Genomic DNA, 24,655 nt, shown 5'->3' with positions numbered 1-24,655 from the left:
TTTCCTCTTCTTCTACTTCCTGCTCTTTTCTTTCTTCTAGTTGGAACGGTTCAAATGCGTAATCTTCCCACTCATCTGATTCCTTATAGGCTGGCTCTTCGACTTGTGGCGTTGGTCTAGTTTCATGCTCTTGCGCAGAATCATCCTCTAACTCAGCATACGCCGTTTCTTCCTCTTCATCCTCAATTCTTTCTTCATCACATAAACCTGTAATAGATATATCCGCTAATAATTGTAAGCAACCATTTTCCTTTAGTTCATAATCAAATTCCTCGATAGATACATATAGTTCTTCAATTACTTTCACACGGTTTCTTGGGATTGATATTTCAAGCGGGAAGGAATGAACAAGTTCATTAACCCCATCTTCTCTTGTTTCTACATAATCAATGGACTTCGCTGGCGATAGATCTCTTAATGAATAAGCTGAATCATCTTTTCGTGCAACATACTCTCCCGTTAAATCTAATTGCCCTCTCACAATTACCTCATGATCAAGCTCTTCTATCTCAACGTCTGGATCTAACGAAATTGACAAAAGTTCTTCGACTTCCTGTCCTTTTTGGAACCAAACAGATTCTTTTAATGAAAAACGTAATGAATGATCTGTTGCCACTTCTTTTCCCCCTCCCAAACTATATGTCATTACAGATTTATGTACGGAAAGCTGACTTTATGAATAAAAAAAATCGCTCCCCTTACGGAGAGCGATTTTCTTTATTCAATTAAGCTTTTAATTTTGACATTGCAATTTCAGCCGCTGCAATTGTCGCCTCAATATCTGCATCACTATGTGCTGTCGATAAGAATAAACCTTCAAATTGGGATGGCGGTAAAAATACACCTTGTTCTACCATTTCACGATAGTAAGCCGCAAAGAACTCTAAGTTTGAAGATTTTGCTGCATCGTAATTAATAACTGGTTCATCTGTAAAGAAGATACCAATCATAGAACCCGCACGATTGATATGATGCGGAATGCCATGTTTTTCAGCCGCTTTACGTAAGCCAGCTTCTAACATTTCAGCTTTACGCTCAAATTCTACATACGATTCTGGCGTTAACTGTACTAACGTTTCATAACCTGCTGCCATTGCTAGTGGGTTACCTGATAAAGTACCTGCTTGATAAATCGGTCCGCTCGGTGCAACTTGGCGCATAATTTCTGCTTTACCACCGTATGCTCCTACCGGTAATCCACCACCGATTACTTTACCTAAACAAGTTAAATCAGGTGTTACACCGTAATAACCTTGTCCACAATTATAAGCAACACGGAATCCTGTCATTACTTCATCAAAAATAAGCAATGCACCATTTTGCTCTGTTACTTCACGAAGACCTTCTAAAAATCCTGGTTGCGGAGGAACAACACCCATATTCCCTGCTACTGGTTCTACAATGACACAGGCAATATCATCACCGAATTGTTCGAAAGCGTATTTCACACTTTCTAAATCGTTATACGCTACTGTAATCGTATTTTTCGCTACACCTTCTGGTACACCAGGGCTATCTGGTAAACCTAGCGTTGCTACACCAGAACCCGCTTTAATTAATAACGAGTCACCATGACCGTGATAACAACCGATAAATTTCAAAATTTTGTTACGGCCTGTATAACCACGAGCTAAACGTAGCGCACTCATTGTCGCTTCTGTTCCAGAGTTAACCATACGCACAATCTCAATTGATGGAACACGCTCAATAACAAGTTTTGCTAATTTATTTTCAATTTCCGTTGGAGCACCGAAGCTCGTACCTTTTTCAGCAACAGCTTTTAAAGCCTCAACAACACGATCATTTGCATGACCATGAATTAATGGACCCCATGATAATACGTAATCGATGTATTCATTTCCATCGATATCATATACTTTAGAGCCTTTTCCACGCTCCATAAACAACGGATTCATACCGACAGACTTAAAGGCACGAACTGGGCTATTTACGCCACCAGGCATTAAATCTTGAGCCTCTTCAAACGCTGCAATCGACTTATCAAACTTTTTCATTATTTAGCGCCTCCTTCTTGTAACCATCTTGCTGCATCTTTCGCATGATACGTAATAATTAAATCTGCTCCTGCGCGTTTCATACTAATTAATTTTTCAAGTACAACTTCTTTTTCATTAATCCACCCATTTTGCGCTGCCGCTTTAATCATTGAATATTCACCGCTTACGTTATAAGCAACGACTGGTAAGTTAAAGTTATTTTTCACATCACGAACGATATCTAAGTAAGAAAGAGCTGGCTTTACAATTAAGAAATCTGCCCCTTCCATTACATCTGATTCTGCTTCACGGAATGCTTCCATGCGGTTCGCTGGGTCCATTTGATATGTTTTACGATCACCAAATTGCGGTGCACCGTGCGCAGCATCACGGAATGGTCCGTAAAATGCTGATGAATATTTCACAGCGTATGACATAACTGGTACATGTCCAAAACCATTTTCATCTAATGCGTGGCGAATTGCTGTTACGAATCCGTCCATCATGTTTGATGGCGCAATAATGTCCGCTCCTGCTTTCGCTTGACTTACAGCTGTTTTTGCAAGAACTGTAAGAGACTCGTCATTTAAAATAATACCATCTTCAATTACACCGCAATGACCATGGCTTGTGAATTGACATAAACATGTATCCGCAACTACTACTAGATCAGGGAACTCACCTTTAATTTGCTGAATCGCACGTTGCACAATTCCATGATCACAATATGCTGATGATCCAACTTCATCTTTTTCAGCAGGTAAACCAAATACAATAACAGAACGAATACCTAAATCAACAACTTCTTGCATTTCAGCTTGCAATAAATCTAAAGATATTTGATATACGCCTGGCATAGAAGGCACTTCATTACGAACATTTTCTCCTTCTAATACAAAAATAGGGTAAATAAAATCTTCCGTATGTAAAAACGTTTCACGCACAAGCGCACGCATGCCCCCGCTTTGTCTTAAGCGACGATGACGATTAAATTGTAAAGAGTTCATAGATTTCTATCCCCATTCTTTTATTTTATAGATTCACAAACACATTGTAGTAATGCTTCTACAGTGTACTCTTTCGGCATAATAATATGCGGAAAATAAAGGCTCGCCTCTTTTTCCGTAATAGGCCCTATACAAGCAATTGTACATTTTTTTGTCCATTCTCTCCAGTTTGTACCCTCAAGTAAACGAACAAAACTAGTAACAGTGGAAGGGCTCGTAAATGTAATAATGTCTACTTTCCCTACTTCTAACGCTTCTATAAGCTCTTGCTTTTTCTCTACATTTTCTTTCGTACCATACACGATTAGCTCATCTAGAGAAACACCCATTTCACGAAGCGCAACTGGAATTACGTCTCTTGCTAAATTCCCTTTCGGAAATAAAATACGTTCGTTTCCACTTAATCTTTTTACAAACTCTTCTGCAAATACTTCTGCAATAAATGAAGTTGGAACGAAGTCCACTTCATAGCCTCGCTTTTCTAACTCTAACTTTGTTTTCACGCCTACTGCAGCAATTTTAGTCGTTACAGGTAGCTTCTGTCTCAAACGATTTAGAAAAAAAGCTACCCCATTTTTACTCGTAAAAATAACCCAGTCATACGAATGTAACTGCCCTGCTATATGTTGAATTTGCCTATGAGACATACCTTCCATACGCAAAAGCGGAATTTCCAATGGAATTCCGCTCTTTTCTTTCACCGCTACACTCATTTGTTTTGCTTGATGCTGGGCACGCGTAACCAATACCGTTTTGCCAGCGAGAGCATTCATACTTATTGTTGCCCCTTATTTGCAGCAAGAATAAGTTCTTTTGCACCTTGTTTTATTAAACGGTCCGCAGCCTCTAATCCTACTTTCTCTGGATCAGTTCCTACTACTGTCTCTTTCAATAAAACAGAACCGTCCATAGACCCGACAAGAGCTGTTAATTCGATTGCATCGTTTTCTGTAAGAGTTGCATATCCTGCGATCGGCACTTGGCATCCACCTTCAAGTTTATGAAGAAATACGCGTTCTGCTGCCACTGTTTTTTCTGTTACTCCATCATTCATATGAGCTAACAACTGCAGTAAATCTTTATCATCCTCACGACACTCAATCGCTAATGCACCTTGTCCTACAGCAGGTACACATAACGTCTCATCTAAATGTTCTGTAATAACTTCATTATCCCAGCCCATTCTTTGTAATCCCGCTGTCGCTAAAATAATTGCATCGTAATCTTCTTCTTTTAATTTGCGTAAACGTGTATCGATATTTCCGCGAATCCACTTCACTTGTAAGTCTGGTCTCGCAGCGAGTAGCTGTGCACTACGTCTTAAACTACTCGTACCTAAAATAGCGCCTTCTGCTAACTCTTTAAACGACGCTCCGTTTTTTGAGATAAAAGCATCACGAGGGTCAACACGCTTTGGTGTACAACCAATCATTAATCCCTCTGGAAGTACGGCCGGCATATCTTTCATACTATGTACAGCCATATCAATTTCTTTCGTAAGTAGCGCATGTTCAATCTCTTTCACAAACAAGCCTTTGCCACCTACTTTTGAAAGAGTAACATCTAAAATAACATCGCCTTTTGTGACGATTTCTTTCACTTCAAATTCATATGGTAAACCTAGCGCTTTTAACTGATCAATAAACCAATTTGTTTGCGTTAATGCTAATTTACTCTTTCGTGACCCTACAATAATTTTGCGCATAATTTTCTCTCCTCATAAATACCAAAAGTGGAAGTTGGATAAACTGCTTAATAGAAAAATATTAATTAGCATTACGAGAAATGCTCCGATGTTCCACTGCACGATTTTCTTCCCTTGCAACACATCTGCCGCTCGTAAATATAGGCCAGCACAATATACAAATAGAACGACAAAAGACCCGATTACTTTCGTATCATACCAATGGAAATTGTCCAATTTTGTATATCCCCATATGCATCCTAATAAAATAGCTAGTAAGAAAAATGGAACAGAAAATAAATTTAATCCGTAAGACATCGATTCTAGCTTCGGTAAATTCCCTAACCTTCTTAATCTCGCATTCCATTTTTTCTTTTTTAATAGGCGATATTGCAATAAATACATAATAGAAAAAATGAACGATACAGTAAAAGTTGCATAAGAAATAATAGCCATACCGACATGTACATATACAAGCTCCGAAACTAATTGCTCTGCAAGTACCGGCGACATCTTTCCAAGCGGCGTAAAAATAGAAAAAGCGCTTACGCCAAATGCAACAACATTTGTAAAAAAGACTAAAAAATCGATTCTCATAAATCGATTAATGACTAACGACATCGTAATCAATAGCCAAACATAAAAATAAATGCCTGATAATAAGGTTAAAAGAGGATTCGTTTCTGAATCTGTAGCTCTAAGCAACATAAAAATAGAATGCAGAACCCATACAATCGAAAGTAACCAAAAAGCAAATCGGTTCGCCTTTCGGTTACTTTGGAAATAATCTATAAAATATAAACTAATGCTACAAGCATATAAAATAATTGCAATATGATAAATAATACTGTTATTTAAAAAACTCATCCGATCATCCTTCCAAATTATAAAGATGGAACGGATGGTGTCCACGCTCTTTTATGTTCTACTTCTTCCGCACGACTCTCTACGTCTTCCATTTCTAAATCGAAAATCTTTGCAAATAACGCTAATTTTTCGTCTGCTCCCTCTTCAGCAGCTATTTCTTTCGCTACTAAAATTGGGTCTTTTAATAATTGATTAATAATACTTTTCGTATGCTTACTAATTACTTTTCTCTCACGATCACTAAGAGTTGGTATTTTTCGTTCCAGACTTTCCATCGTTTCACTTTGAATAGCAAGTGCCTTATCACGAAGAGCTGATATTAACGGAACGACACCAAGTGTACTTAACCACGTTTTAAATAAAACAATTTCCTCTTCAATCATAAATTGAATTTTCTCTGCTTCTTTCAAACGCTCAGCACGGTTCGCTTCTACTACTCCTTGCAAATCATCAATGTCATACAAGAAAGAACCTTCTAGCTCATCAATTGCTGGATCAATATCACGCGGCACTGCAATATCAACCATAAATAATGGACGACCAGAGCGCATTTTCTCTACCTTTGTCATCATCTCTTTCGTAATGACATAATCCGATGCACCAGTTGAACTAATTAAAATATCAGCTTCTAATAATGCACATTGTAATTCACTTAAAGGTTTTGCGTGTCCCATATATTTCTCAGCCATTATTTCTGCTTTTGAAAACGTTCTATTCATGACTGTTACTTTACGAGCACCACTTCCATATAAGTTTTGCAGTGCAAGTTCACCCATTTTACCAGCACCGAGAATAAGCACGTGACAATCTGTTAACTCGCCGAATATTTTTTTCCCAAGCTCAACAGCAGCATAACTAACAGACATCGCACTTTCACCAATTGTCGTTTCTGAGTGAGCACGTTTCGCTAATGTAATGACTTGCTTAAACAATTCATTAAAAATTGTCCCTGTTGCTTTTACTTGCTGCGCTTCTAAAAAGCTATCTTTTATTTGACCTAAAATTTGCGTCTCTCCAACTACCATAGAATCTAAACCGCACGTTACGCGGAATAAATGATCGATTGCACCATCTTGTTCAAAAATAGTTAAATATGGTGCGACTTCTTCTATTTCAAGCTGAAACCAATCAGCTAAAAACTTCTTAATATAATACCGTCCCGTGTGTAATTGATCGACAACAGCGTAAATCTCAGTGCGATTACAAGTTGATACAATGACATTCTCTAACACGCTCTTTTGCTTTTGTAATGTCGTCATTGCTTGCTCTAGTTCTGTTGCCTGAAATGTGAGTTTCTCACGAAATTCTACAGGGGCTGTTCGATAATTTACACTAACAACAAGAATATGCACGCAGCATGTCCCCCTTCACCCGTTTTATCACTTTATCTACTATCATAATACAACTTTCCTCTTATGAATCTGACAATCGTGTGAACAACCGATTATTTTTTTATTTATTCTCCATATGTAAGAAAGGAGATTCAGTAAAATGAATAAAAACTTTCTACTTTATAATGATTATAAAATAATAACTCTATTTGTACGTTACCAAAAAAAGTCCTCATAATCAAGTGATGGAAACTATTCCATATGAATTATAACATCATCTTTCCTATCTTCTTTCATCATGAAGGAAAATATGTATGATTGTTCCAAATTGTAGCACAAACTTTCTCAATACAATGTATTTGACATTGTATTTCTTTTCCGTTATATTGGTTTTACAAAATTAAATTGTGCACAACTTAATAAGAAAGGAGTTATGTATGGTAAATAATCCTTTACATCTAGATAACCAACTTTGTTTTTCTATTTACGCCTGTTCTAGAGAGGTTACACGCTTTTACCGACCGTATTTAGAAGAAATGGGCATTACGTATCCACAGTACATTACTTTACTCGTACTATGGGAGCAAGATGGACTAACAGTAAAAGAAATTGGAGAACGTCTATTTTTAGATTCAGGTACGTTAACACCTATGCTAAAACGAATGGAATCATTAAACCTTGTAAAACGCGTTCGTTCCAAAGAAGATGAGCGAAAAGTATGTATTGAATTAACAGAACAAGGTAAAGATTTACAAGATAAGGCTTGTTCATTACCGACAACAATGGCTACAAATTTAGGAATTACAGAACAAGAATATCGTTCTTTATTAATTCAATTAAATAAACTAATTGAAACAATGAAAACAATTAATGATAGAAAAGGGGAATAAACATGGATAAATTATATACTGCTTCAGTAACTGCTACAGGTGGAAGAAACGGAAAAGTAGTTTCAGATGACGGCATATTAAATCTTGATGTAAAAATGCCGAAAGCACTAGGCGGTGCAGGCGGAGAGGCAACAAATCCAGAACAACTATTTGCTGCTGGTTATGCTGCTTGTTTTGATAGTGCATTACAACTTGTCATTCGTACAAAACGTGTAAAAGTAGAAAGTACAGAAGTAACTGCTCACGTTTCTATCGGAAAAGATACAGACGGTGGTTTCGGCCTATCCGCTGTACTTGATGTACATGTTGCCGGCGTCTCACATAGCGAAGCACAAGAACTTGTAGAAGCCGCTCACGGTGTATGTCCTTACTCTAAAGCAACACGAGGAAATATTGAGGTTACATTAAACGTACGCTAAAAAAATTAATAAATAAAAAAAACGCGCGACATTCGTCACGCGTTTTTTGTTTTTGTAAATTTATGAATTGCTTTCCATGCTTCTTCTTTTCCAAGTCCTGTTTCAGAAGAGAATAGAACGACTTCATCGCCACTTTCAATATCAAGCGTTTCTTTAACAACTTTTAAATGCTTTTGCCATTTCCCTTTCGGAATTTTATCGGCTTTCGTTGCAATAATAATTGTTGGGATGTCATAATGCTTTAAGAAATCATACATCATTACATCATCATTTGTTGGTTTGTGACGTAAATCCACTACTAGTACAGCTGCGTCTAATTGCTCACGTGTTGTAAAGTACGTCTCAATCATTTTACCCCAAGCTGCGCGCTCCGTTTTAGATACTTTCGCATATCCGTAACCTGGAACATCCACAAAGTGCATCATCTCATTAATTAAGAAGAAGTTTAATGTTTGTGTTTTCCCTGGTTTAGAAGAAATACGCACTAACTTTTTACGATTTAAAATTTTATTAATAAATGAAGACTTCCCGACATTGGAACGACCCGCTAATGCGATTTCTGGTAAGTCACCGTCTGGATATTGTTCTGGTTTAACAGCACTAATTACAATGTCTGCTTTTGTTACTTTCATTGTTTCACTCCTACTAATGCGTGCTCCAATACTTCATCTAAATGAGATGCAAGCACAAACGTAAGGTTTTCTTTTACGCTCTCTGGAATATCATCTAAATCTTTCTCATTTTCCGCCGGTAAAATAATCTTTGTTAAACCTGCGCGGTGAGCACTTAATGTTTTTTCTTTTAAACCACCAATCGGTAATACACGACCACGAAGTGTAATTTCACCTGTCATCCCCACTTCTTTACTTACAGGAATACCTGTTAGTGCAGAAATAAGTGCTGTTGCCATCGTAATACCTGCTGACGGTCCATCCTTTGGAACTGCTCCTTCTGGAACATGAATATGAATATCATTTTTCTCATGGAAATCAGGATCAATCTGAAGCTCTTCTGCACGAGAACGAATATAGCTAAACGCTGCTTGTGCGGATTCTTTCATAACATCCCCAAGTTTCCCTGTTAAAATTAATTTCCCTTTACCTGGCGCTACGGACACTTCGATCGCCAGTGTATCGCCACCTGCTGCTGTATACGCTAAACCTGTCGCCATACCAACTTGGTCTGTTTTTTCAGCTTGCCCATAACGGAATATGCGCTTACCAAGTAAATCAACAACATTTTTCTCTGTTACTACAATACGCTTGCGTTCTGCTGTAACGATAATCTTTGCTGCTTTACGACAAACTTTTGCAATTTGGCGCTCTAGTGTACGAACACCAGCCTCACGTGTATAATAGCGAATCATTTCAAGAAGCGCTTCATCACGTACTTGTAAATTACCTTTTCGTAAACCATGCTCTTTTAATTGTTTCGGCAATAAATGTTCACGAGCAATATGAACTTTTTCAAGTTCTGTATAGCCAGCAATCGAAATAATTTCCATACGATCAAGTAATGGGCCTGGAATACTGGAAAGTGTATTTGCAGTTGCTACAAACATAACCTTGGATAAATCATATGGTTCTTCAATGTAATGATCACTGAAGTTATGGTTTTGTTCTGGATCTAACACTTCAAGTAATGCGGCTGATGGATCTCCACGGAAATCGTTAGACATTTTATCAATCTCATCTAATAAAAAGACTGGATTAACTGATTTCGCCTTTTTCATACCTTGAATAATGCGTCCTGGCATTGCTCCAACGTACGTACGGCGGTGACCACGAATTTCAGATTCATCACGTACACCACCAAGGGATACACGGACAAAATTACGATTTAATGATGTTGCAATGGAACGCGCTAACGAAGTTTTTCCGACCCCAGGAGGTCCTACTAAACAAAGGATAGGTCCTTTTAATGAATTTGTTAACTTCTGTACCGCTAAATATTCAAGTACGCGCTCTTTCACTTTCTCAAGACCGTAATGATCTTTGTTTAAAATCTCTTCAGAATGAGCAAGATCAATCATATCCTCTGTTGCTTCTGTCCACGGAAGCGCTAATAACCAATCGATATAATTTCGAATTACACCGCTCTCCGCAGAACTTGCTGGTAACTTTTCATAACGATCTAATTCTTTCAGCGCAGCCTTCATTGTTTCTTCAGGCATTCCTGACTGTTCAATTTTCTCACGAAGTTCTTCAACTTCCCCGCCCTTACCTTCTTTATCGCCAAGTTCAGTTTGAATCGCCTTCATTTGCTCACGTAAGAAATATTCTTTTTGCGTGCGCTCCATTGAACGTTTCACTTTTTGTCCAATTTTCTTTTCTAAACTAAGTAATTCTTGTTCATCTTGAATAATTGAAATAAGTGTATGTAATCGTTCTTTCACAGATATAATCTCTAAAATCTCTTGTTTCTGCTTCGTTTTAATTGGCAAGTGAGAAGCAGTTAAATCAGCTAATCTTCCTGGCTCTTCTACATCAGCTACCGTTGCAAATGTTTCATTTGAAACTTTTTTCGAAACTTTAATATATTGTTCAAAATGCTCCAGTAATGTACGCATAAGGGCTTTCTCTTCTAAATCAGCTTCCACTTCTTCCGTTATCGTTTTAATAGAAACTTGCACTACATTTTCTTCTTCGATAAACTCTACTACTTCTGCTCTATGTAAACCTTCTACAAGGACACGAAGCGTACCGTTAGGCAATTTTAACATTTGCTTCACTTTCGCCACTGTACCTACACTATATATGTCATCTTCTTTCGGATCATCGATATTCATTTCTTTTTGCATTGCTAAAAAGATGATATTTTCATCCATTGCCGCCTGCTCTAGTGCTTGTATCGATTTATCACGTCCTACATCAAGATGCAGAACCATCGTTGGATATACGAGAACGCCTCTTAATGGTAGGAGGGGCACGATTCTTTCATTCGTATTCATACTAGACATAGCACCTCCATAATAAATTAAACTCCTGTTCAACTATTTTATATTACAATACATCTAGATGCAATTGCAGAGATTCTCCGCAACTGTAAATCCCTCGTTTTTTCTCCCTTATAAAAGAAAAAAGACTCCGCTTAAGCATACAAACTTAAACGAAGTCTGGCAAATACTATTATCGTTCATTCTCACATTGATTGTGCATCTGTTTCGTCTATCGTAGTATGTACATCAAGCTCTCGATGTATATTTTCCTGTATAAACGTTAGCTCAAATACTTCCTTCAACTTCCGAACAGGAATAATTTCAATTCCTTTTATTGTATACAAAAATGGTTGCATGTTTTCAGCAGGAATGATAACTTTCTTAGCTCCTGCCTTTTTCGCAGCTTTTATTTTTGCGTACACACCACCAATAGGTTTCACTTCCCCGTGTATACTTATCTCACCAGTCATCGCTACTTCATTATTCACATACGTATGATGCACTGCTGAATACACGCCTGTTGCCATAGCAATTCCCGCCGAAGGCCCATCAATCGGGATACCACCTGGAAAATTAATATGTATATCGTACCCTTCTGGCAACACATCTAGAGATCGAAGTACTGTTAATACATTATCTACAGAACCTTTCGCCATACTTTTACGACGAATGGATTTCGTTTGACTACCAATACTTTCCTCTTCAACAATTCCGGTAACATTTACCGATCCTGTATCTTTCGCCTTGATTGCTGTTACTTCAATTTCTAATAACGCGCCTGTATTTGGTCCGTATACAGCAAGTCCATTTACAAGACCGATTCTCGGAATAGGGTAAATGCGTTTTTCATACTTCGGTGTGAGCTGACTAGAGTGAACAACCCACTCTATATCTTCATCTTTAATGAAAGGACGTTCTTCATTTATTGCCATTCCAGCAGAAATTTGTACAAGATTAATCGCTTCTCGCCCATTTCTCGCATACATCCCAATCATTTCAATACCATTTTCACCGATTTGCATTTCCACTTTGTCAGCCGCATTCTTCGCTACTTTTTGAATTTCTTCTGTATCTAACTCACGGAAGAACACTTCTAAACAGCGCGACCGAATAGCAGGAGGTATCTCATCTGGCGAACGTGTCGTCGCCCCAACTAAGCGAAAATCGGCTGGTAAACCTTTTTGAAAAATATCATGTATATACGTTGGAATCATCGTATTTTCTTCACTATAGTATGCACTTTCCAAAAACACTTTTCGATCTTCTAGCACCTTTAACATTTTGTTCATTTGAATCGGATGTAGTTCACCTATCTCATCAATAAACAAAATACCACCGTGAGCATCTGTTACCGCACCTTTTTTCGGTTGCGGAATACCTGCTTGCCCCATCGCACCAGCACCTTGATAAATTGGATCATGCACCGAACCAATTAAAGGGTCTGCAATACCACGTTCATCAAACCGAGCTGTCGTCGCATCCAGTTCAATAAATGTTGCATTTGTGCGAAATGGAGATTTTGGATTTCGTTTTGCTTCTTCTAATACAAGACGCGCTGCCGCTGTCTTTCCGACACCTGGCGAACCATATATAATCACATGTTGCGGGTTTGGACCACAAAGAGCCGCTTTTAACGACTTAATCCCGTCCTCTTGCCCCACAATATCTAAAAAGGATGTAGGACGCACCTTTTCCGCAAGCGGCTCTGTTAAAGAAATCTCGCGCATTTTACGAAGCTGTTCTAATTCTTTTTTTGATTCTCGATCAATTGAAACTTTTTGTGTTCGCTGATTTCGAAGTAAATGCCAAAAATACAATCCGACAATTACACCAAAAACAAGTTGAACAAGTAAAAATATATTTGTCCAGCTCATCATTTATTTCCTCCCGCAATGTTTTATCTCTTAGTATTTCCGCGGAGGAACATAGCTAAACATAAAGAAAAACAGCAATTATAAAAATTGCTGTTTCTCCTTCGCATTATGCAGATGTTTTTGTATCAAGTACAGTACCGTCTTGTAACACCAATTTTGGCGCTGCGTTATCAGCTACTGTTTCTTTTGTAAGAATACACTTCTCGATATCTTTGCGAGATGGTAGCTCGAACATTACCTCAAGCATTAAGCCTTCAATAATAGAACGAAGTCCACGAGCACCTGTTTTACGTTCAATTGCTTTTTTCGCAATCTCAATTAGTGCGCCTTCTTCAAACTCTAACTCAACATCGTCAAGCTCCAATAGTTTTTGGAATTGCTTAACAAGTGCATTTTTCGGTTTCGTTAAAATATCAACAAGAGCATCTTCATCAAGCGGCTCTAGGTTCGCAATAACTGGAAGACGACCGATAAACTCTGGAATTAAACCAAATCTTAAAAGGTCCTCTGGTAATACGTGAGATAAAACATGCTTCTCATTTACATCAGCATTTTTCTTCTCAGAACCAAATCCAATTACTTTTTCACCAAGACGACGTTTAATAATTGGCTCGATGCCATCAAACGCTCCACCACAGATGAATAAGATATTCGTTGTATCAATTTGAATAAACTCTTGATGCGGATGCTTACGGCCACCTTGAGGTGGAACGCTTGCTACAGTACCTTCTAAAATTTTCAGAAGTGCCTGCTGCACACCTTCACCAGATACATCACGTGTAATTGATGGATTTTCGGACTTACGTGCCACTTTATCAATCTCATCAATATAAATGATTCCTTTTTCCGCTTTCTCTACATCATAATCAGCTGCTTGGATTAATTTAAGTAAGATGTTTTCTACATCTTCCCCAACGTACCCAGCTTCAGTTAAAGATGTTGCGTCCGCGATCGCAAATGGAACATTTAAAATACGCGCTAACGTTTGTGCCAGTAATGTTTTACCACTACCTGTTGGCCCGATAAGTGCGATATTACTCTTCGCTAATTCTACATCATCAATTTTGCTGTTAGAATTAATGCGTTTGTAATGGTTATATACCGCTACCGCTAGTGCTTTTTTCGCGTTATCTTGTCCGATGACATACTCATCTAAGATTTCACGAATTTCTACCGGTTTCGGTACATCTTTGAATTCTACTTCTTCGTCTTTCGCAAGCTCCTCTTGTACAATTTCAGTACAAAGTTCGATACACTCGTCACAAATGTAAACACCTGGACCTGCAACTAACTTTCGAACTTGCGTTTGTGTTTTACCACAGAAAGAACATTTTAATTGCCCTTTTTCATCATTAAATTTAAACATATTTTCACACCCCTTACAAAGTGCTAACCTCTTGCCTTCGTATGTACACGATAAATGTATCGTATGTAAATACATATTATGTCACTACGTGGCGAGAAATACAAATAATATGACTAGTTATGTACAAATAAAAAGTTTTTAAAACTTTTGAAATATGTATATTCGACTCATTAAGGAAGTTTTCCTTCTTCATCGAAAAGTTTTATAAATATATTTCTATATTTATAAAACAAGGCACGATTAAAATCGCGCCTTGTTATTTTATTATGCAGCGTTTTCTACTAAGAAGTCTACAGCTTTACGAACTTTAAGATCTTCAGCTAAAGCGTCTACGCTTCCAAGAGCTTGCTTGATAGCGTCTACTGGCATACCGTACATTTCAGCCATTTTTTCAACTTCTGCAGTTACTTCTTCTTCAGTAACTTCGATGTTTTCAGCTTCAATGATAGCTTCAAGAACAAGGTTGATTCTTACGCGTTTTTGAGCGTCTTCTTTCATTTGCTCTTTTAACTTGTCAGCATCAGTACCTGTGAATTGGTAGTAAAGCTCAAGGTTCATACCTTGTTGGCTTAAACGTTGCTCGAATTCACGAACCATACGATCTAACTCAGTGTCGATCATAGCTTCTGGAATGTCGATTTCAGCGTTAGCAGCAGCTAATTCTACTACTTCGTCACGTACTTTGTGCTCAGCTTCGTGCTTTTTGCTTTCTTCTAAGTTTGTGCGAAGTTTTGCTTTTAATTCATCAAGAGTTGCAACCGCTTCGTCAGCTTCTTTAGCGAACTCGTCGTTTAACTCAGGAAGTTCTTTTGTTTTGATTTCATGAACTGTTACTTTGAATGTTGCTGGTTTGCCAGCTAATTCAGCAGCATGGTACTCTTCTGGGAATGATACTTCAACGTCTTTAGACTCACCAGATTTAAGACCAATTACTTGCTCTTCGAAACCTGGGATGAATGTACCAGAACCGATTGCTAGAGAGTAGTTTTCGCCTTTTCCGCCTTCAAATGCTTCGCCATCAACGAAACCTTCGAAGTCGATTACAGCTGTATCACCGTTTTCAACAGTTCCTTCTTCTTTAACAACTAGCTCAGCTTGACGCTCTTGTAAAGATTTTAATTCGTTCTCTACATCTTCGTCAGTTACAGTTGTTTCAACTTTTTCTACTGCTAAACCTTTGTACTCACCTAATTTAACTTCAGGTTTCACTGTAACTTTTGCAGTGAAGATAAGGTTAGCATTTTTTTCGAACTTCTCGATGTCGATTTCAGGATGAGCAACTGGGAAGATACCAGCTTCATCGATTGCTTCACCGTATGCTTTTGGTAAGATGATATCTAAAGCATCTTGGTATAAAGATTCAACACCAAAGCGTTGTTCGAATAACGGACGAGGCATTTTTCCTTTACGGAAACCTGGTACGTTGATTGTTTTTACTACTTTTTTGAACGCAGCGTCGATAGAGTTGTTTACTTCTTTAGCATCAACTTCGATTGTTAAAACGCCTACGTTACCTTCTAATTTTTCCCATTTTGCAGCCATTTATTCTTTCCCTCCAACTATAATAATGTATGCACATACCTCTATAGATTAAGATCTTCATTATCTCTTTTTTGAAATAACAAAAGTACAAATAATCCTCTAGCAAAAGCTTTCAGATATAATGTTCCAATCTACTAATTGCCTAAAAGACAACTACGGTATATTTTGTTCGAGAATAATATGAAACATATTAAGTAAGAGAATTGCACTTCTCTTCTCTTACAAACAGGCAGATTTCTGCCTTTTGCAACCCTTACATTATAACATAGAATATGCTCGTTTCAAGAACCGAACGATTCTTTTTCATAATTATACGGGCAAATATCCTTCTCTTTCAACACGTAATAACCATTGATAGGCAATATGAAACTCTTCTAATTCAATATTATACGCTGTCATAAGCTCTTCTTCATCAATAGTCAACCCGAAACGCTTTCTACCAATTCTCTCTAAAACAGCAGCCCAAATCTCCACTTTATCCATTAATAGAGCGAATGGGAAAATGCTAATTTGCAATTCTTTCCAATATGTAACCATCGCATCAAATATATCAGGATAATTTTGCTCTAATCGACTTGATAATCTATGTATAATGTTATCGGATTGCTCCTCATTATGACCTGTAAATGCTGGAATTACCTTGATCGTATTCCCAAACTTTTCTACCTCTATCTCTTCTTCTATTTGATTTTCTATCATTTTATATAAAATAGAAGTTTTCAAATAAGGGTGCTGTTTTTCGTCTATTAAAAATTTCTTTAAAATAGGTAATGCAAGATCCAAATCTTTTAACGAAAGTTGCTGAATCGCTCTTAGCTTTTGCCCAAAGTTTTCTCCAAATATTTCATTAGTAAATTCATCTAACTCAAAATTCGAATCAACTCGTGATGTATCTACTTCATTTAACATACCTTCTGCAAATAAAGCGAGCTGCGCTAACTTTTCCTTTTGTTCAGGCATTATATCTTTCGTTTGCAAAACTTTTTCAACAGTTTCAATAACACCTTCATAATCATTTGTTTGAACTAAAATTGTCACATACGTTTCAAGAATATCACCAAATAAGACCGCTCCTGTTTCCAGTAACTGTTCACATTTCTCTTTCGCTTCTTCCATATGTTTTAATTCTAACAAACAAATAACCGAAGCTAGTTCCGTTTGTTCCGTTTCTGCATTATACTGACGTAATATTTCAAAGCAGCGCAATGCATCTTCGAATTTCCGCTCTTTCAGCGCTAAAAAACCTTCATCAATATAGCGCTCTGATAGTTGCGGAAACAATACGACCGTATTTTCTTTTTTATCCATACGTCCGCCTCTTTTTCTAGATTTTAATTATCTTTAAAGTAAATATATCAAATGAGTAATGAGAACACAACATCCCGAAACCCTTTGTTTGAAATATAGAAATATTTAATTTTTACATTTCAATACAAGTGAATTCCTACTCAAAATTAAAAATATGCAAATAAAAACCCTCAGCAATTCAAGCAGAGGATTCATCATTAATGGAAAGCTTTTATAATAGTGGGGTATATAACAAGGGTAATAATTTGGAGAACAATAATTGCCATAACAATCATGCTAAAGTAGAAGATTGGTTTACTTCGTTTCATTAAAAACATAATGATGAGCATCGTACAAGCAAACAAACTTAAGAAGAACAAACTCGTTGTCGAACTAAGTATACCACTTGGGACAAAGAACAATAACACAACACTACAAGTACCTATAATTCCAAATAACCATTCCATTCATTCACTCATTCCCTTTCCCTCTCATGGTAGTTTCCTCTACGCGATTAAATGTTTTACAACATCAACTACATACGTTAATTTCTCATACGCTACAAATCCAAAAGCAACTGTTAAACCCGTTACGATTAATCCCTTCATTATTTCTTCCTCCTCGTTTTATCGTTGTTATCTTCATTATAGAGGATTAGCAATTTGTTACCATCGAACTACCTTACAGTTACCTTACAGAATTGTAAGATTTCAAAGAGAGATTGAAAAAACACCTCATATCGCTTGAGGTGCTTTCACGGAATTTCTCTATAATCACTTGCAAAATTAACTTTTTTCTCTTGGTTATTTTTCGGAGAATCCACTCTTAAACTAATAGATTTACTAAATAATTTTGGGTTGAAATAATAACAACAATCCGTTTGAGGACAATATACACAATACACATCTATTTCTTCTTTATTCACTTCTTTTGTAGCGACTCCGCTTGCTGTAGAATAACTAGATCGGAATCTTACTTCCAGTATCCCTCTTGCATTCAACTCTCTATATTTCACTTGCACCCTTTTAAATACCCCGCCTTTATACACTACAAGATCAAAGGGCGAATGCTCTGTTTGTGGTATTAAAATCATATATCCTTTTTCATACAAATCAACTTGTGCCTTTAAAACAGCTAAATCTCCTTTTGTTTTTGTATGATGGTACACTTTTTCTCAGCACCTTTTTACATATTTTCAAAATAATATTCGTTCCTTTTCTTAACTTACCTCCCAACATTTTCTCATTAAAAGAAAACTCTTTGTTAAAACCATGTTAATATATTTTTGTATAATTAAGAATTTAATTTACAAGGGGGATTATATATGTTCAAAAAAGTAGCTGCTGATGTTTTAGGGTTAAGTGATGTAGGTTCTGTCATTACACCGAAAGATTATGACAAGGTCGATGCTGATGATTACGTAATGCATGAAGATGGAGAGAAAATTTATTTTCTAATTAAATCGAAATCAGATGAATATTGCTTCACAAACAAAGGATTACTTCACCTAGATGGTACAAGTGCGACAAGCAAAAAACGTACACTACGCCGCTTTAGCTATAGTAAATATCAAATTAAAAACGTAGCGCTTGAAACTGCGGGAACGATTGATTTAGATGTAGAAATTAAATTTCAAATGGGAGATGAACATTATTCAATTGATGTTCATAAAAAACATATCGAGGAATTAAAAGATTTATATAAAGCTTTACTTAAAATCGAAGAAATTTCATACGACAACGATATTACATTGCAGTATGCACATAAAAGTTTAGATATGGCATCTAACGCTTTTAGCCGTATTTCAAATGCACAAGTAAATTTAGCAGAGCAATTTAAAGAAATGAACGAAATCGCCTTTAACTGGCTCGTTGATACGAAGAAACAATATAATGTGAAAGATTATGGTTTTGTATTTGAGAAGTTTATTAATAACTAAACAGAAAACCTTGTTATCAAAAGATAACAAGGTTTTTTCAGCGTCCCAGGAGAATTTCGAGCTCCCACTCCGCCCATTTCCGTACTATTTTATATATTTTGATCGCAGTCTTAATATATCTTCCTCTTCTCGAATACCTGCCGATCCTTTCCTCACATTTTTTACGATAGTCCAATCTGGGTTAGTTTCATCACCGATGTTCTGTACTGTAAAGTTGCCATCACCATATTTTCGGTGACCTTCTGCCAATTTCTCCGTTAAATCGTTCTCATTTGATCTCGCCATCTTTGCGCCATCTCCCTTTTTTATACAACCTTCTTAAACTGTCTAACCAATCACAGGTCTAGTCAATTGGAGATTCTCGTTTTCCGCTTCTATTCATTGTAACACACTAACGGGGATAAGTTTCGATAACGGTTGCTCAATCGTACAAGAGTGGTAAAAAGTTTTATAATATTGTAAGTGAACAGTTAGGAGAATACGATGTACGACGTGTTATAGAAGGTGTTGATCCCGATACTGGCGAAAAACTTTCATGGTGGGAACGCACTGGTGCTGGTGTCATGTTTTTCGCGGGACTTACACCTGTTGGTAAGGGAATAAAAGTAGTCAAAGGTGCAAAAAAAGTTTCCAATGTAATAGATGCAGCAGCCACACTAGAAAAACAACGGAAAACTTTAAAAGCTAATAGCTTAGCAGGTAAAGAATACGAAACAAAAATGTTCGAGGTTATAAAACAACAAAAACCTAAATCTGAATTGAATGAACAAATAACCGTACAAACAAAATCGGCGTACGCACTCGTATAGATATAGGAGGCAAGGACGCAAATGGTAAGATTGACTTAGTAGAGTTAAACTCTTCACCTACTGCACCTCTTACTAAAAATCAGAAAAAAGCCTTCCCTGAAATTGCAGAATCAGGTGCAATAGTTAAAAGTAGGAACAAACCACCATTTGAAATTACTAACAGGGAGAATGAATGCAATTAGTTACATAATTGAAAATAAAATCGTTACACAAATGTTGAGAAATATTGAAATTCAATTTCCATCAAATTCTATTCTTGCTATCATTATTTATAAGAATATTCAAAAAGGGAGGGAATTTTATGGACGTTCTAATAAAGGGGAATGCACAAATTTCAAAACTACTTAACGAATGGTACAAAGAAATACGTTCACGTAATATAGATAATGCCCATTGTTTAAAAGAAGAAATTAATTCTATCATTCACAATAACGAAGCAGACTCAAACTTGTTACTCTACTATCACCTGTTAGATTTCGGCTATAAATATTTAGTGGATAATTTAAGTATTTCAAAAAATAGCTTTGATAAAATTGAATCCTTTGATATTCCCACAGATAACTTTTTATCTTACTACTACCATTTTTATAAGGCTATTCATTCTAACGCAGTCGGTAATTATAACCTTGCTAAAGAACAGTATGATAAAGCAGAACTTTTACTTAAACACATTCCTGATGAACTTGAAAAGGCGGAATTTCATTACAACTTAGCAACATATCATTATCATATTTATCAAGCACTTTTAGCCATTAAGCATGGTACAAAAGCTAGGGACATATTTTCTAAACATGAAAGCTATGAATTAAAAACAGCTTATTGTGATAATTTATTAGGATTAGCTTGTACGCATTTAAAAGAATTTGAACTAGCTGAAGAATACTTTGTTACTGCAATGAACACATTCCAAAAACAAAAAAATGAGAAAGCAATCTTACTAGTTCGTCATAATTTAGGCTTAATGTATGCGAGTCAAAATCTTTCTAGTTCGGCAATTCGATACCTTTCAGAAGTAGTTGAAAAGAAACCTCATCATTATAAAGCTATTTTTGTTAAAGCAAAGGAACATGTTAAGCTAGGTGAAAAAGAAATTGCATGTCAACTCATTGAAAAAGGTTTAACTATCTGCAATGAATTAGGGAATCAAGAATATCAATACCGTTTTGCAATTCTGAGAGAACTAAATAAAAAAGCTGCTGCTGACAAATTAGAAAAAGCAGTACTGGCAGGAATGGACTACTTTAGAAACGAAAGATTATGGGAATATGTTCAAGAATACATGGAAGCATTAGCGGTCCAATTTCATAGCGAAGGAAACTTTGAACAAGGAAGTAAATATTTCTACTTAAGTTATGAAGCTAAGAAAGAAATTTTTAATAAGGAGGCGTTAAAGTGAAGAAAGTATTATTAGGAATGCTATTGATTACACTTGTAACGATAGGCACGCATACTTCAGTTAACACTCAAGCAGCTATTAATATTATACAAAGTTTAGCTGATGGTGATACAGGTTGATTTATTAAAGACGCAGGACGCTTACCTACTCTTAGGGTGGCGTTCTTTTTTATCTAACTTTAACGAAAGGGTTGAACTACAAAAATGTTTGATGGATTATCATTAGAGACAATAAGCAAAATTCCACCTGCTTTCACTACAATTATAGCCACCTTACTTATACCAGCTGTATTATATAGTGTTAATCAACTTGTAATAGCGGCAACAACTAAGGAAATTGACAAATTGCATTTAAATAAAGCCACACAAGTAAAATTAAATTTTGGAATATAATTTTATTTACACTGTTAAGTGCTATTTTATATCTATTTGCTACTGTGTTTTTTAACTTTGGAGTATATGATAACCTTAATAAAACTTGGAGTAACAGCGAAAAAGTTTGGTACATCGGAGGAACTTTAATTATTAATGTTATTCTATTAGTTGTACTATATTTTCTGTTTTTGTTTTCTCTGCATAAAAACAAGAAGTTTAATATTATTCTTAAGGTTTTAATTTCCCTTCAAATCATAAGTAGTGTAATTATTTTTTCCTATCTCATTACTATTCAAATTTTTAGGAAATGGAATTATGAAATGCTATCTTCCATAAAAACATTCGTTAAATCTTCGCTAATCGTTAAAGAATCACGTCTTTTTGACATAAAAAAATAAGCCCCCTAACTCGATGTTGACCGCACACTGTACGTTTCAACTTACGAATTAGAAGGCTTATTTGACGGGGTTTACTACCCGATTGTTAGCGTCCCAGGAGAGATTCGAACTCCCGACCGACGGCTTAGCTTACCACCATAGCTTTCGCTACCAGCAATTACTGTTTGTAGTCTGGACTATATCTTCACCATTTCAGGTGCGACACGTGTAGTCTCTACGGAACCTCACGATGATTTTCATCATACTTCAGAGTCTTTACCATTAAGTTTCACTTAATCATTCAAAACTCCTTAATCTTTTTCAAGATCGTAAGTTTCCTCGGTATTACCATCAGCCGAACTGTTAAGGCTTCACCGATATAGTGTCGTCCACTTTATAGGTTCTTGTTTCCCTATAAAGGCTCCTATTTTTCTTGAAGGCCGTTGCTCTATCCTGCTGAGCTACTGGGACATGGAGCGGGTGAAGAGAATCGAACTCTCGACCAGAGCTTGGAAGGCTCTTGTTTTACCACTAAACTACACCCGCATATGTTATTTTATTTTCTTCGTTAGCGCCGTTGCCCTATCGACAATATTTATTATATGTATAACCATACATAAAGTCAACACCTTTTTTAAAAGAGGATAATTTTTCTTATCCTCTTTTAAAAACTGCTTGTTCAACTAGCTGTCCGTCTAGTGTTTCAAAACGAACTTCCATTTGATTTTCATCCATTTCTAATAAAGCAAATGTCTTTTCTACACGCTGACGCGGTAATAAAATACTGCCTGGATTAATAAATAAAACGCCGTCGATTAATTCCGCACCTAATACGTGAGAGTGTCCGAAGCATGCAACTTGCGCCCCTACCTCTTCAGCACGGTATGCTAATGTTTGTAACGTCATTTTCACGTTATGACGATGTCCGTGCACAACTATGAAACGAACACCATATACATCCGTTACAATTTCGTCTTGAAAGTTAGCATAATCACAATTCCCTTTTACAACATGGAAACCTTGCAGCTCTTCATGAGCAGGCGTTAGCTCTGAATCACCACAATGAATCATGATATCTACTTTCCCTTCATACTTCTCTTTTAACTGCTGTAATTCCTTCACAGAGCTATGACTATCGCTTACGATTAAAGCTTTCATCAATCTCTCTCCCTTATTCTCCTAAAAACCATTCAGGGATTTTTTCTTCTAGCTTACGTAGAGCACGTCCGCGGTGACTAATAGCATTTTTCTCATCTGAACTTAGTTCGGCCATCGCTTTTTTATATTCTTCCACATAAAAAATCGGATCATATCCGAAGCCGTTTTCCCCGCGGCGTTGTTCTAAAATAAACCCTTCGCACGTCCCATTTACAATGACAGGCTTTTTATCCCCTTCTGGGAAAGCCACTGCTAATGCACAGTAGAAACGAGCTTTACGCTTTTCAAACGCTACGTCATTTAATTCTTGTAAAACTTTATCAATATTTGCTTGATCATCTTTCGGCTCTCCAGCAAAACGTGCTGAATACACACCTGGTTTCCCGTTTAAAGCATCTACAATAAGACCTGAATCATCCGCAATTACAATTGCATTCAATTGTCTACTCAAACTGTCCGCTTTTAAGATTGCATTTTCTTCAAATGTTTCACCAGTTTCTTCGACTTCTTCAATATGAGGAAAATCGTGTAATGATTTCACTTCTAAATCAAATCGCTCAAATAACTCAGCAAATTCACGTACTTTCCCCATATTTTTTGTCGCTACAACAACTTGTTTCATACTTTCCACCTCTACTCTATATGAGATACGATGTCACCTAACGCTTCTTTTTGCATGTCAATCAGTTGGAAAATGCCTTGTTCTGCAGCATCAAGTAATTCATTTAACTGCGCTCTACTAAACGTCGCTTCTTCTCCAGTTCCTTGCACTTCAACGAACTGACCTTTTCCAGTCATAATTACGTTCATATCAACGTCTGCTTTAGAATCTTCTGCATAGTTTAAATCTAAAACAACACCTTGTTCTTCAACAATTCCTACTGACGTTGCTGCTAAATAATCTTTTACTGGAATTTTAGATACTTTTTCTGCTTGTAGTAATTTCTCAAACGCTAATACCATTGCTACATATGCACCTGTAATAGAAGCTGTTCTCGTTCCACCATCCGCTTGAATAACATCACAATCAATCCAAACCGTTCTCTCACCAAGCGCTTCTAAGTCAACTACCGCACGTAATGCTCGTCCAATTAAGCGCTGGATTTCCATTGTACGTCCTGTTACTTTCCCTTTACTTGACTCCCTAATTGTACGTTGTTCTGTCGCACGTGGAATCATCGCGTATTCAGCTGTTACCCAGCCCTTTCCTTCTCCACGCATAAAAGGCGGGACACGCTCTTCAATTGTCGCTGAGCAAATTACCTTAGTATCCCCAACCTCAATTAATACTGATCCTTCTGGATGTTTTAAGTAATTCGTATGAATATGTATATGGCGTAATTCTGTTTTCTCTCTACCATCTACTCGCATAACAATAACCTCCTCATAACTACTTGTTA

25 protein-coding genes, 1 tRNA gene and 1 pseudogene are annotated in these 24,655 nt (G+C 36.7%); 7 read left to right on the top strand and 20 right to left on the bottom strand.

Annotated elements, in window-relative coordinates:
* The 7 genes from spoVID to hemA form a co-directional block, all read right to left on the bottom strand.
* The coding region (spoVID, locus tag MR083_RS16500; RefSeq protein ID WP_242269595.1) for a stage VI sporulation protein D at positions 1–646 on the bottom strand (646 nt) is incomplete at its 3' end.
* A 79-nt stretch (positions 647–725) separates the two neighbouring features.
* Positions 726–2,015 carry a glutamate-1-semialdehyde 2,1-aminomutase gene (gene hemL / locus MR083_RS16495; RefSeq protein ID WP_000712926.1) on the bottom strand — a complete coding sequence of 430 codons (1,290 nt, stop codon included), beginning with the start codon at positions 2,013–2,015 and terminating at the stop codon, positions 726–728.
* Positions 2,015–3,004: a porphobilinogen synthase gene (gene hemB, locus MR083_RS16490; protein ID WP_001087060.1), complete on the bottom strand. Its 990-nt coding sequence runs from the start codon at positions 3,002–3,004 to the stop codon at positions 2,015–2,017. Before hemB ends, hemL begins: the two co-directional genes overlap by 1 nt.
* A gap of 20 nt (positions 3,005–3,024) precedes the next feature.
* Positions 3,025–3,777 (bottom strand): uroporphyrinogen-III synthase, encoded by a 753-nt coding sequence (hemD, locus tag MR083_RS16485; protein ID WP_242269594.1) that lies wholly within the window; start codon positions 3,775–3,777, stop codon positions 3,025–3,027.
* Positions 3,778–3,779: 2 nt separating this feature from the next.
* Positions 3,780–4,709 carry a hydroxymethylbilane synthase gene (gene hemC / locus MR083_RS16480; RefSeq protein WP_001226411.1) on the bottom strand — a complete coding sequence of 310 codons (930 nt, stop codon included), beginning with the start codon at positions 4,707–4,709 and terminating at the stop codon, positions 3,780–3,782.
* A gap of 12 nt (positions 4,710–4,721) precedes the next feature.
* Positions 4,722–5,555 carry a cytochrome C assembly family protein gene (locus MR083_RS16475; RefSeq protein WP_000008996.1) on the bottom strand — a complete coding sequence of 278 codons (834 nt, stop codon included), beginning with the start codon at positions 5,553–5,555 and terminating at the stop codon, positions 4,722–4,724.
* Positions 5,556–5,572: 17 nt separating this feature from the next.
* Entirely contained in the window at positions 5,573–6,907 is a 1,335-nt protein-coding gene (gene hemA / locus MR083_RS16470; protein WP_242269593.1) for a glutamyl-tRNA reductase, read from the bottom strand.
* A 416-nt stretch (positions 6,908–7,323) separates the two neighbouring features.
* On the opposite strand from hemA, the gene MR083_RS16465 reads away from it, so the two are divergent.
* Together MR083_RS16465 and MR083_RS16460 are read left to right on the top strand one after the other, a co-directional pair.
* Positions 7,324–7,776: a MarR family winged helix-turn-helix transcriptional regulator gene (locus MR083_RS16465; RefSeq protein ID WP_242269592.1), complete on the top strand. Its 453-nt coding sequence runs from the start codon at positions 7,324–7,326 to the stop codon at positions 7,774–7,776.
* Between the two features lie 2 nt (positions 7,777–7,778).
* Positions 7,779–8,195 (top strand): organic hydroperoxide resistance protein, encoded by a 417-nt coding sequence (locus MR083_RS16460; RefSeq protein WP_000359781.1) that lies wholly within the window; start codon positions 7,779–7,781, stop codon positions 8,193–8,195.
* A 35-nt stretch (positions 8,196–8,230) separates the two neighbouring features.
* Here the strand turns inward: MR083_RS16460 and ysxC are convergent, their stop codons facing one another.
* From ysxC to MR083_RS16420, 8 genes are all read right to left on the bottom strand, one after another.
* Positions 8,231–8,827 carry a ribosome biogenesis GTP-binding protein YsxC gene (gene ysxC / locus MR083_RS16455; protein ID WP_000869113.1) on the bottom strand — a complete coding sequence of 199 codons (597 nt, stop codon included), beginning with the start codon at positions 8,825–8,827 and terminating at the stop codon, positions 8,231–8,233.
* Entirely contained in the window at positions 8,824–11,154 is a 2,331-nt protein-coding gene (lon, locus tag MR083_RS16450; protein ID WP_242269591.1) for an endopeptidase La, read from the bottom strand. The genes ysxC and lon overlap by 4 nt, the downstream gene beginning before the upstream one ends.
* A 182-nt stretch (positions 11,155–11,336) precedes the next feature.
* Entirely contained in the window at positions 11,337–13,007 is a 1,671-nt protein-coding gene (gene lonB, locus MR083_RS16445) for an ATP-dependent protease LonB (protein ID WP_242269596.1), read from the bottom strand.
* A gap of 106 nt (positions 13,008–13,113) precedes the next feature.
* Complete coding sequence (clpX, locus tag MR083_RS16440) at positions 13,114–14,373, bottom strand: ATP-dependent protease ATP-binding subunit ClpX (protein ID WP_000472282.1); 1,260 nt, start codon at positions 14,371–14,373, stop codon at positions 13,114–13,116.
* A gap of 264 nt (positions 14,374–14,637) precedes the next feature.
* On the bottom strand, positions 14,638–15,915 hold the full coding sequence (tig, locus tag MR083_RS16435) for a trigger factor (RefSeq protein WP_016718608.1): 1,278 nt from the start codon (positions 15,913–15,915) through the stop codon (positions 14,638–14,640).
* Positions 15,916–16,224: 309 nt separating this feature from the next.
* Complete coding sequence (locus MR083_RS16430) at positions 16,225–17,223, bottom strand: hypothetical protein (protein WP_044791184.1); 999 nt, start codon at positions 17,221–17,223, stop codon at positions 16,225–16,227.
* 197 nt (positions 17,224–17,420) lie between these two features.
* Positions 17,421–17,669, bottom strand: coding sequence for a hypothetical protein (locus MR083_RS16425; protein WP_001983650.1), 249 nt, complete (start codon positions 17,667–17,669; stop codon positions 17,421–17,423).
* Between the two features lie 287 nt (positions 17,670–17,956).
* Positions 17,957–18,370 (bottom strand): group I intron-associated PD-(D/E)XK endonuclease, encoded by a 414-nt coding sequence (locus tag MR083_RS16420; RefSeq protein WP_100634973.1) that lies wholly within the window; start codon positions 18,368–18,370, stop codon positions 17,957–17,959.
* Between the two features lie 156 nt (positions 18,371–18,526).
* On the opposite strand from MR083_RS16420, the gene MR083_RS16415 reads away from it, so the two are divergent.
* Positions 18,527–19,141, top strand: coding sequence for a PH domain-containing protein (locus MR083_RS16415; RefSeq protein ID WP_000475206.1), 615 nt, complete (start codon positions 18,527–18,529; stop codon positions 19,139–19,141).
* Between the two features lie 84 nt (positions 19,142–19,225).
* Here MR083_RS16415 and MR083_RS16410 read toward each other — a convergent pair whose 3' ends face one another.
* Positions 19,226–19,426, bottom strand: coding sequence for a hypothetical protein (locus MR083_RS16410; protein ID WP_000124456.1), 201 nt, complete (start codon positions 19,424–19,426; stop codon positions 19,226–19,228).
* A gap of 179 nt (positions 19,427–19,605) precedes the next feature.
* Between MR083_RS16410 and MR083_RS16405 the strand changes: the two are divergent.
* From MR083_RS16405 to MR083_RS16395, 4 genes and pseudogenes are all read left to right on the top strand, one after another.
* Positions 19,606–20,132 (top strand): annotated as a pseudogene (locus tag MR083_RS16405) (pre-toxin TG domain-containing protein); the annotation flags it as partial.
* Positions 20,133–20,251: 119 nt separating this feature from the next.
* Positions 20,252–21,346: a response regulator aspartate phosphatase gene (locus tag MR083_RS16400; protein WP_016718609.1), complete on the top strand. Its 1,095-nt coding sequence runs from the start codon at positions 20,252–20,254 to the stop codon at positions 21,344–21,346.
* The gene (locus MR083_RS27840) at positions 21,343–21,465 is read left to right on the top strand and encodes a hypothetical protein (RefSeq protein ID WP_261794038.1); all 123 of its coding nucleotides are present in this window, start codon (positions 21,343–21,345) and stop codon (positions 21,463–21,465) included. The genes MR083_RS16400 and MR083_RS27840 overlap by 4 nt, the downstream gene beginning before the upstream one ends.
* Positions 21,466–21,549: 84 nt before the next feature.
* Positions 21,550–21,738, top strand: coding sequence for a hypothetical protein (locus tag MR083_RS16395; RefSeq protein ID WP_016718611.1), 189 nt, complete (start codon positions 21,550–21,552; stop codon positions 21,736–21,738).
* A gap of 831 nt (positions 21,739–22,569) precedes the next feature.
* On the opposite strand, the gene MR083_RS16390 is transcribed toward MR083_RS16395, so the two are convergent.
* From MR083_RS16390 to rph, 4 genes are all read right to left on the bottom strand, one after another.
* Positions 22,570–22,643: transfer RNA gene (locus MR083_RS16390), tRNA-Gly, on the bottom strand.
* 108 nt (positions 22,644–22,751) lie between these two features.
* On the bottom strand, positions 22,752–23,255 hold the full coding sequence (locus MR083_RS16385) for a metallophosphoesterase (RefSeq protein ID WP_242269590.1): 504 nt from the start codon (positions 23,253–23,255) through the stop codon (positions 22,752–22,754).
* A gap of 13 nt (positions 23,256–23,268) precedes the next feature.
* Entirely contained in the window at positions 23,269–23,877 is a 609-nt protein-coding gene (locus MR083_RS16380) for an XTP/dITP diphosphatase (protein ID WP_000815935.1), read from the bottom strand.
* Positions 23,878–23,888: 11 nt separating this feature from the next.
* Complete coding sequence (gene rph, locus MR083_RS16375; protein ID WP_001261765.1) at positions 23,889–24,626, bottom strand: ribonuclease PH; 738 nt, start codon at positions 24,624–24,626, stop codon at positions 23,889–23,891.
* Between the last annotated feature and the right edge of the window lie 29 nt (positions 24,627–24,655).

This window comes from Bacillus cereus group sp. BfR-BA-01408 (assembly GCF_022663305.1).
Taxonomy (GTDB): Bacteria; Bacillota; Bacilli; order Bacillales; family Bacillaceae_G; genus Bacillus_A; species Bacillus_A pacificus.
The sequence above is the reverse complement of the archived record's forward strand: the minus strand, read 5'-3'. Positions and strand labels throughout refer to the sequence as shown.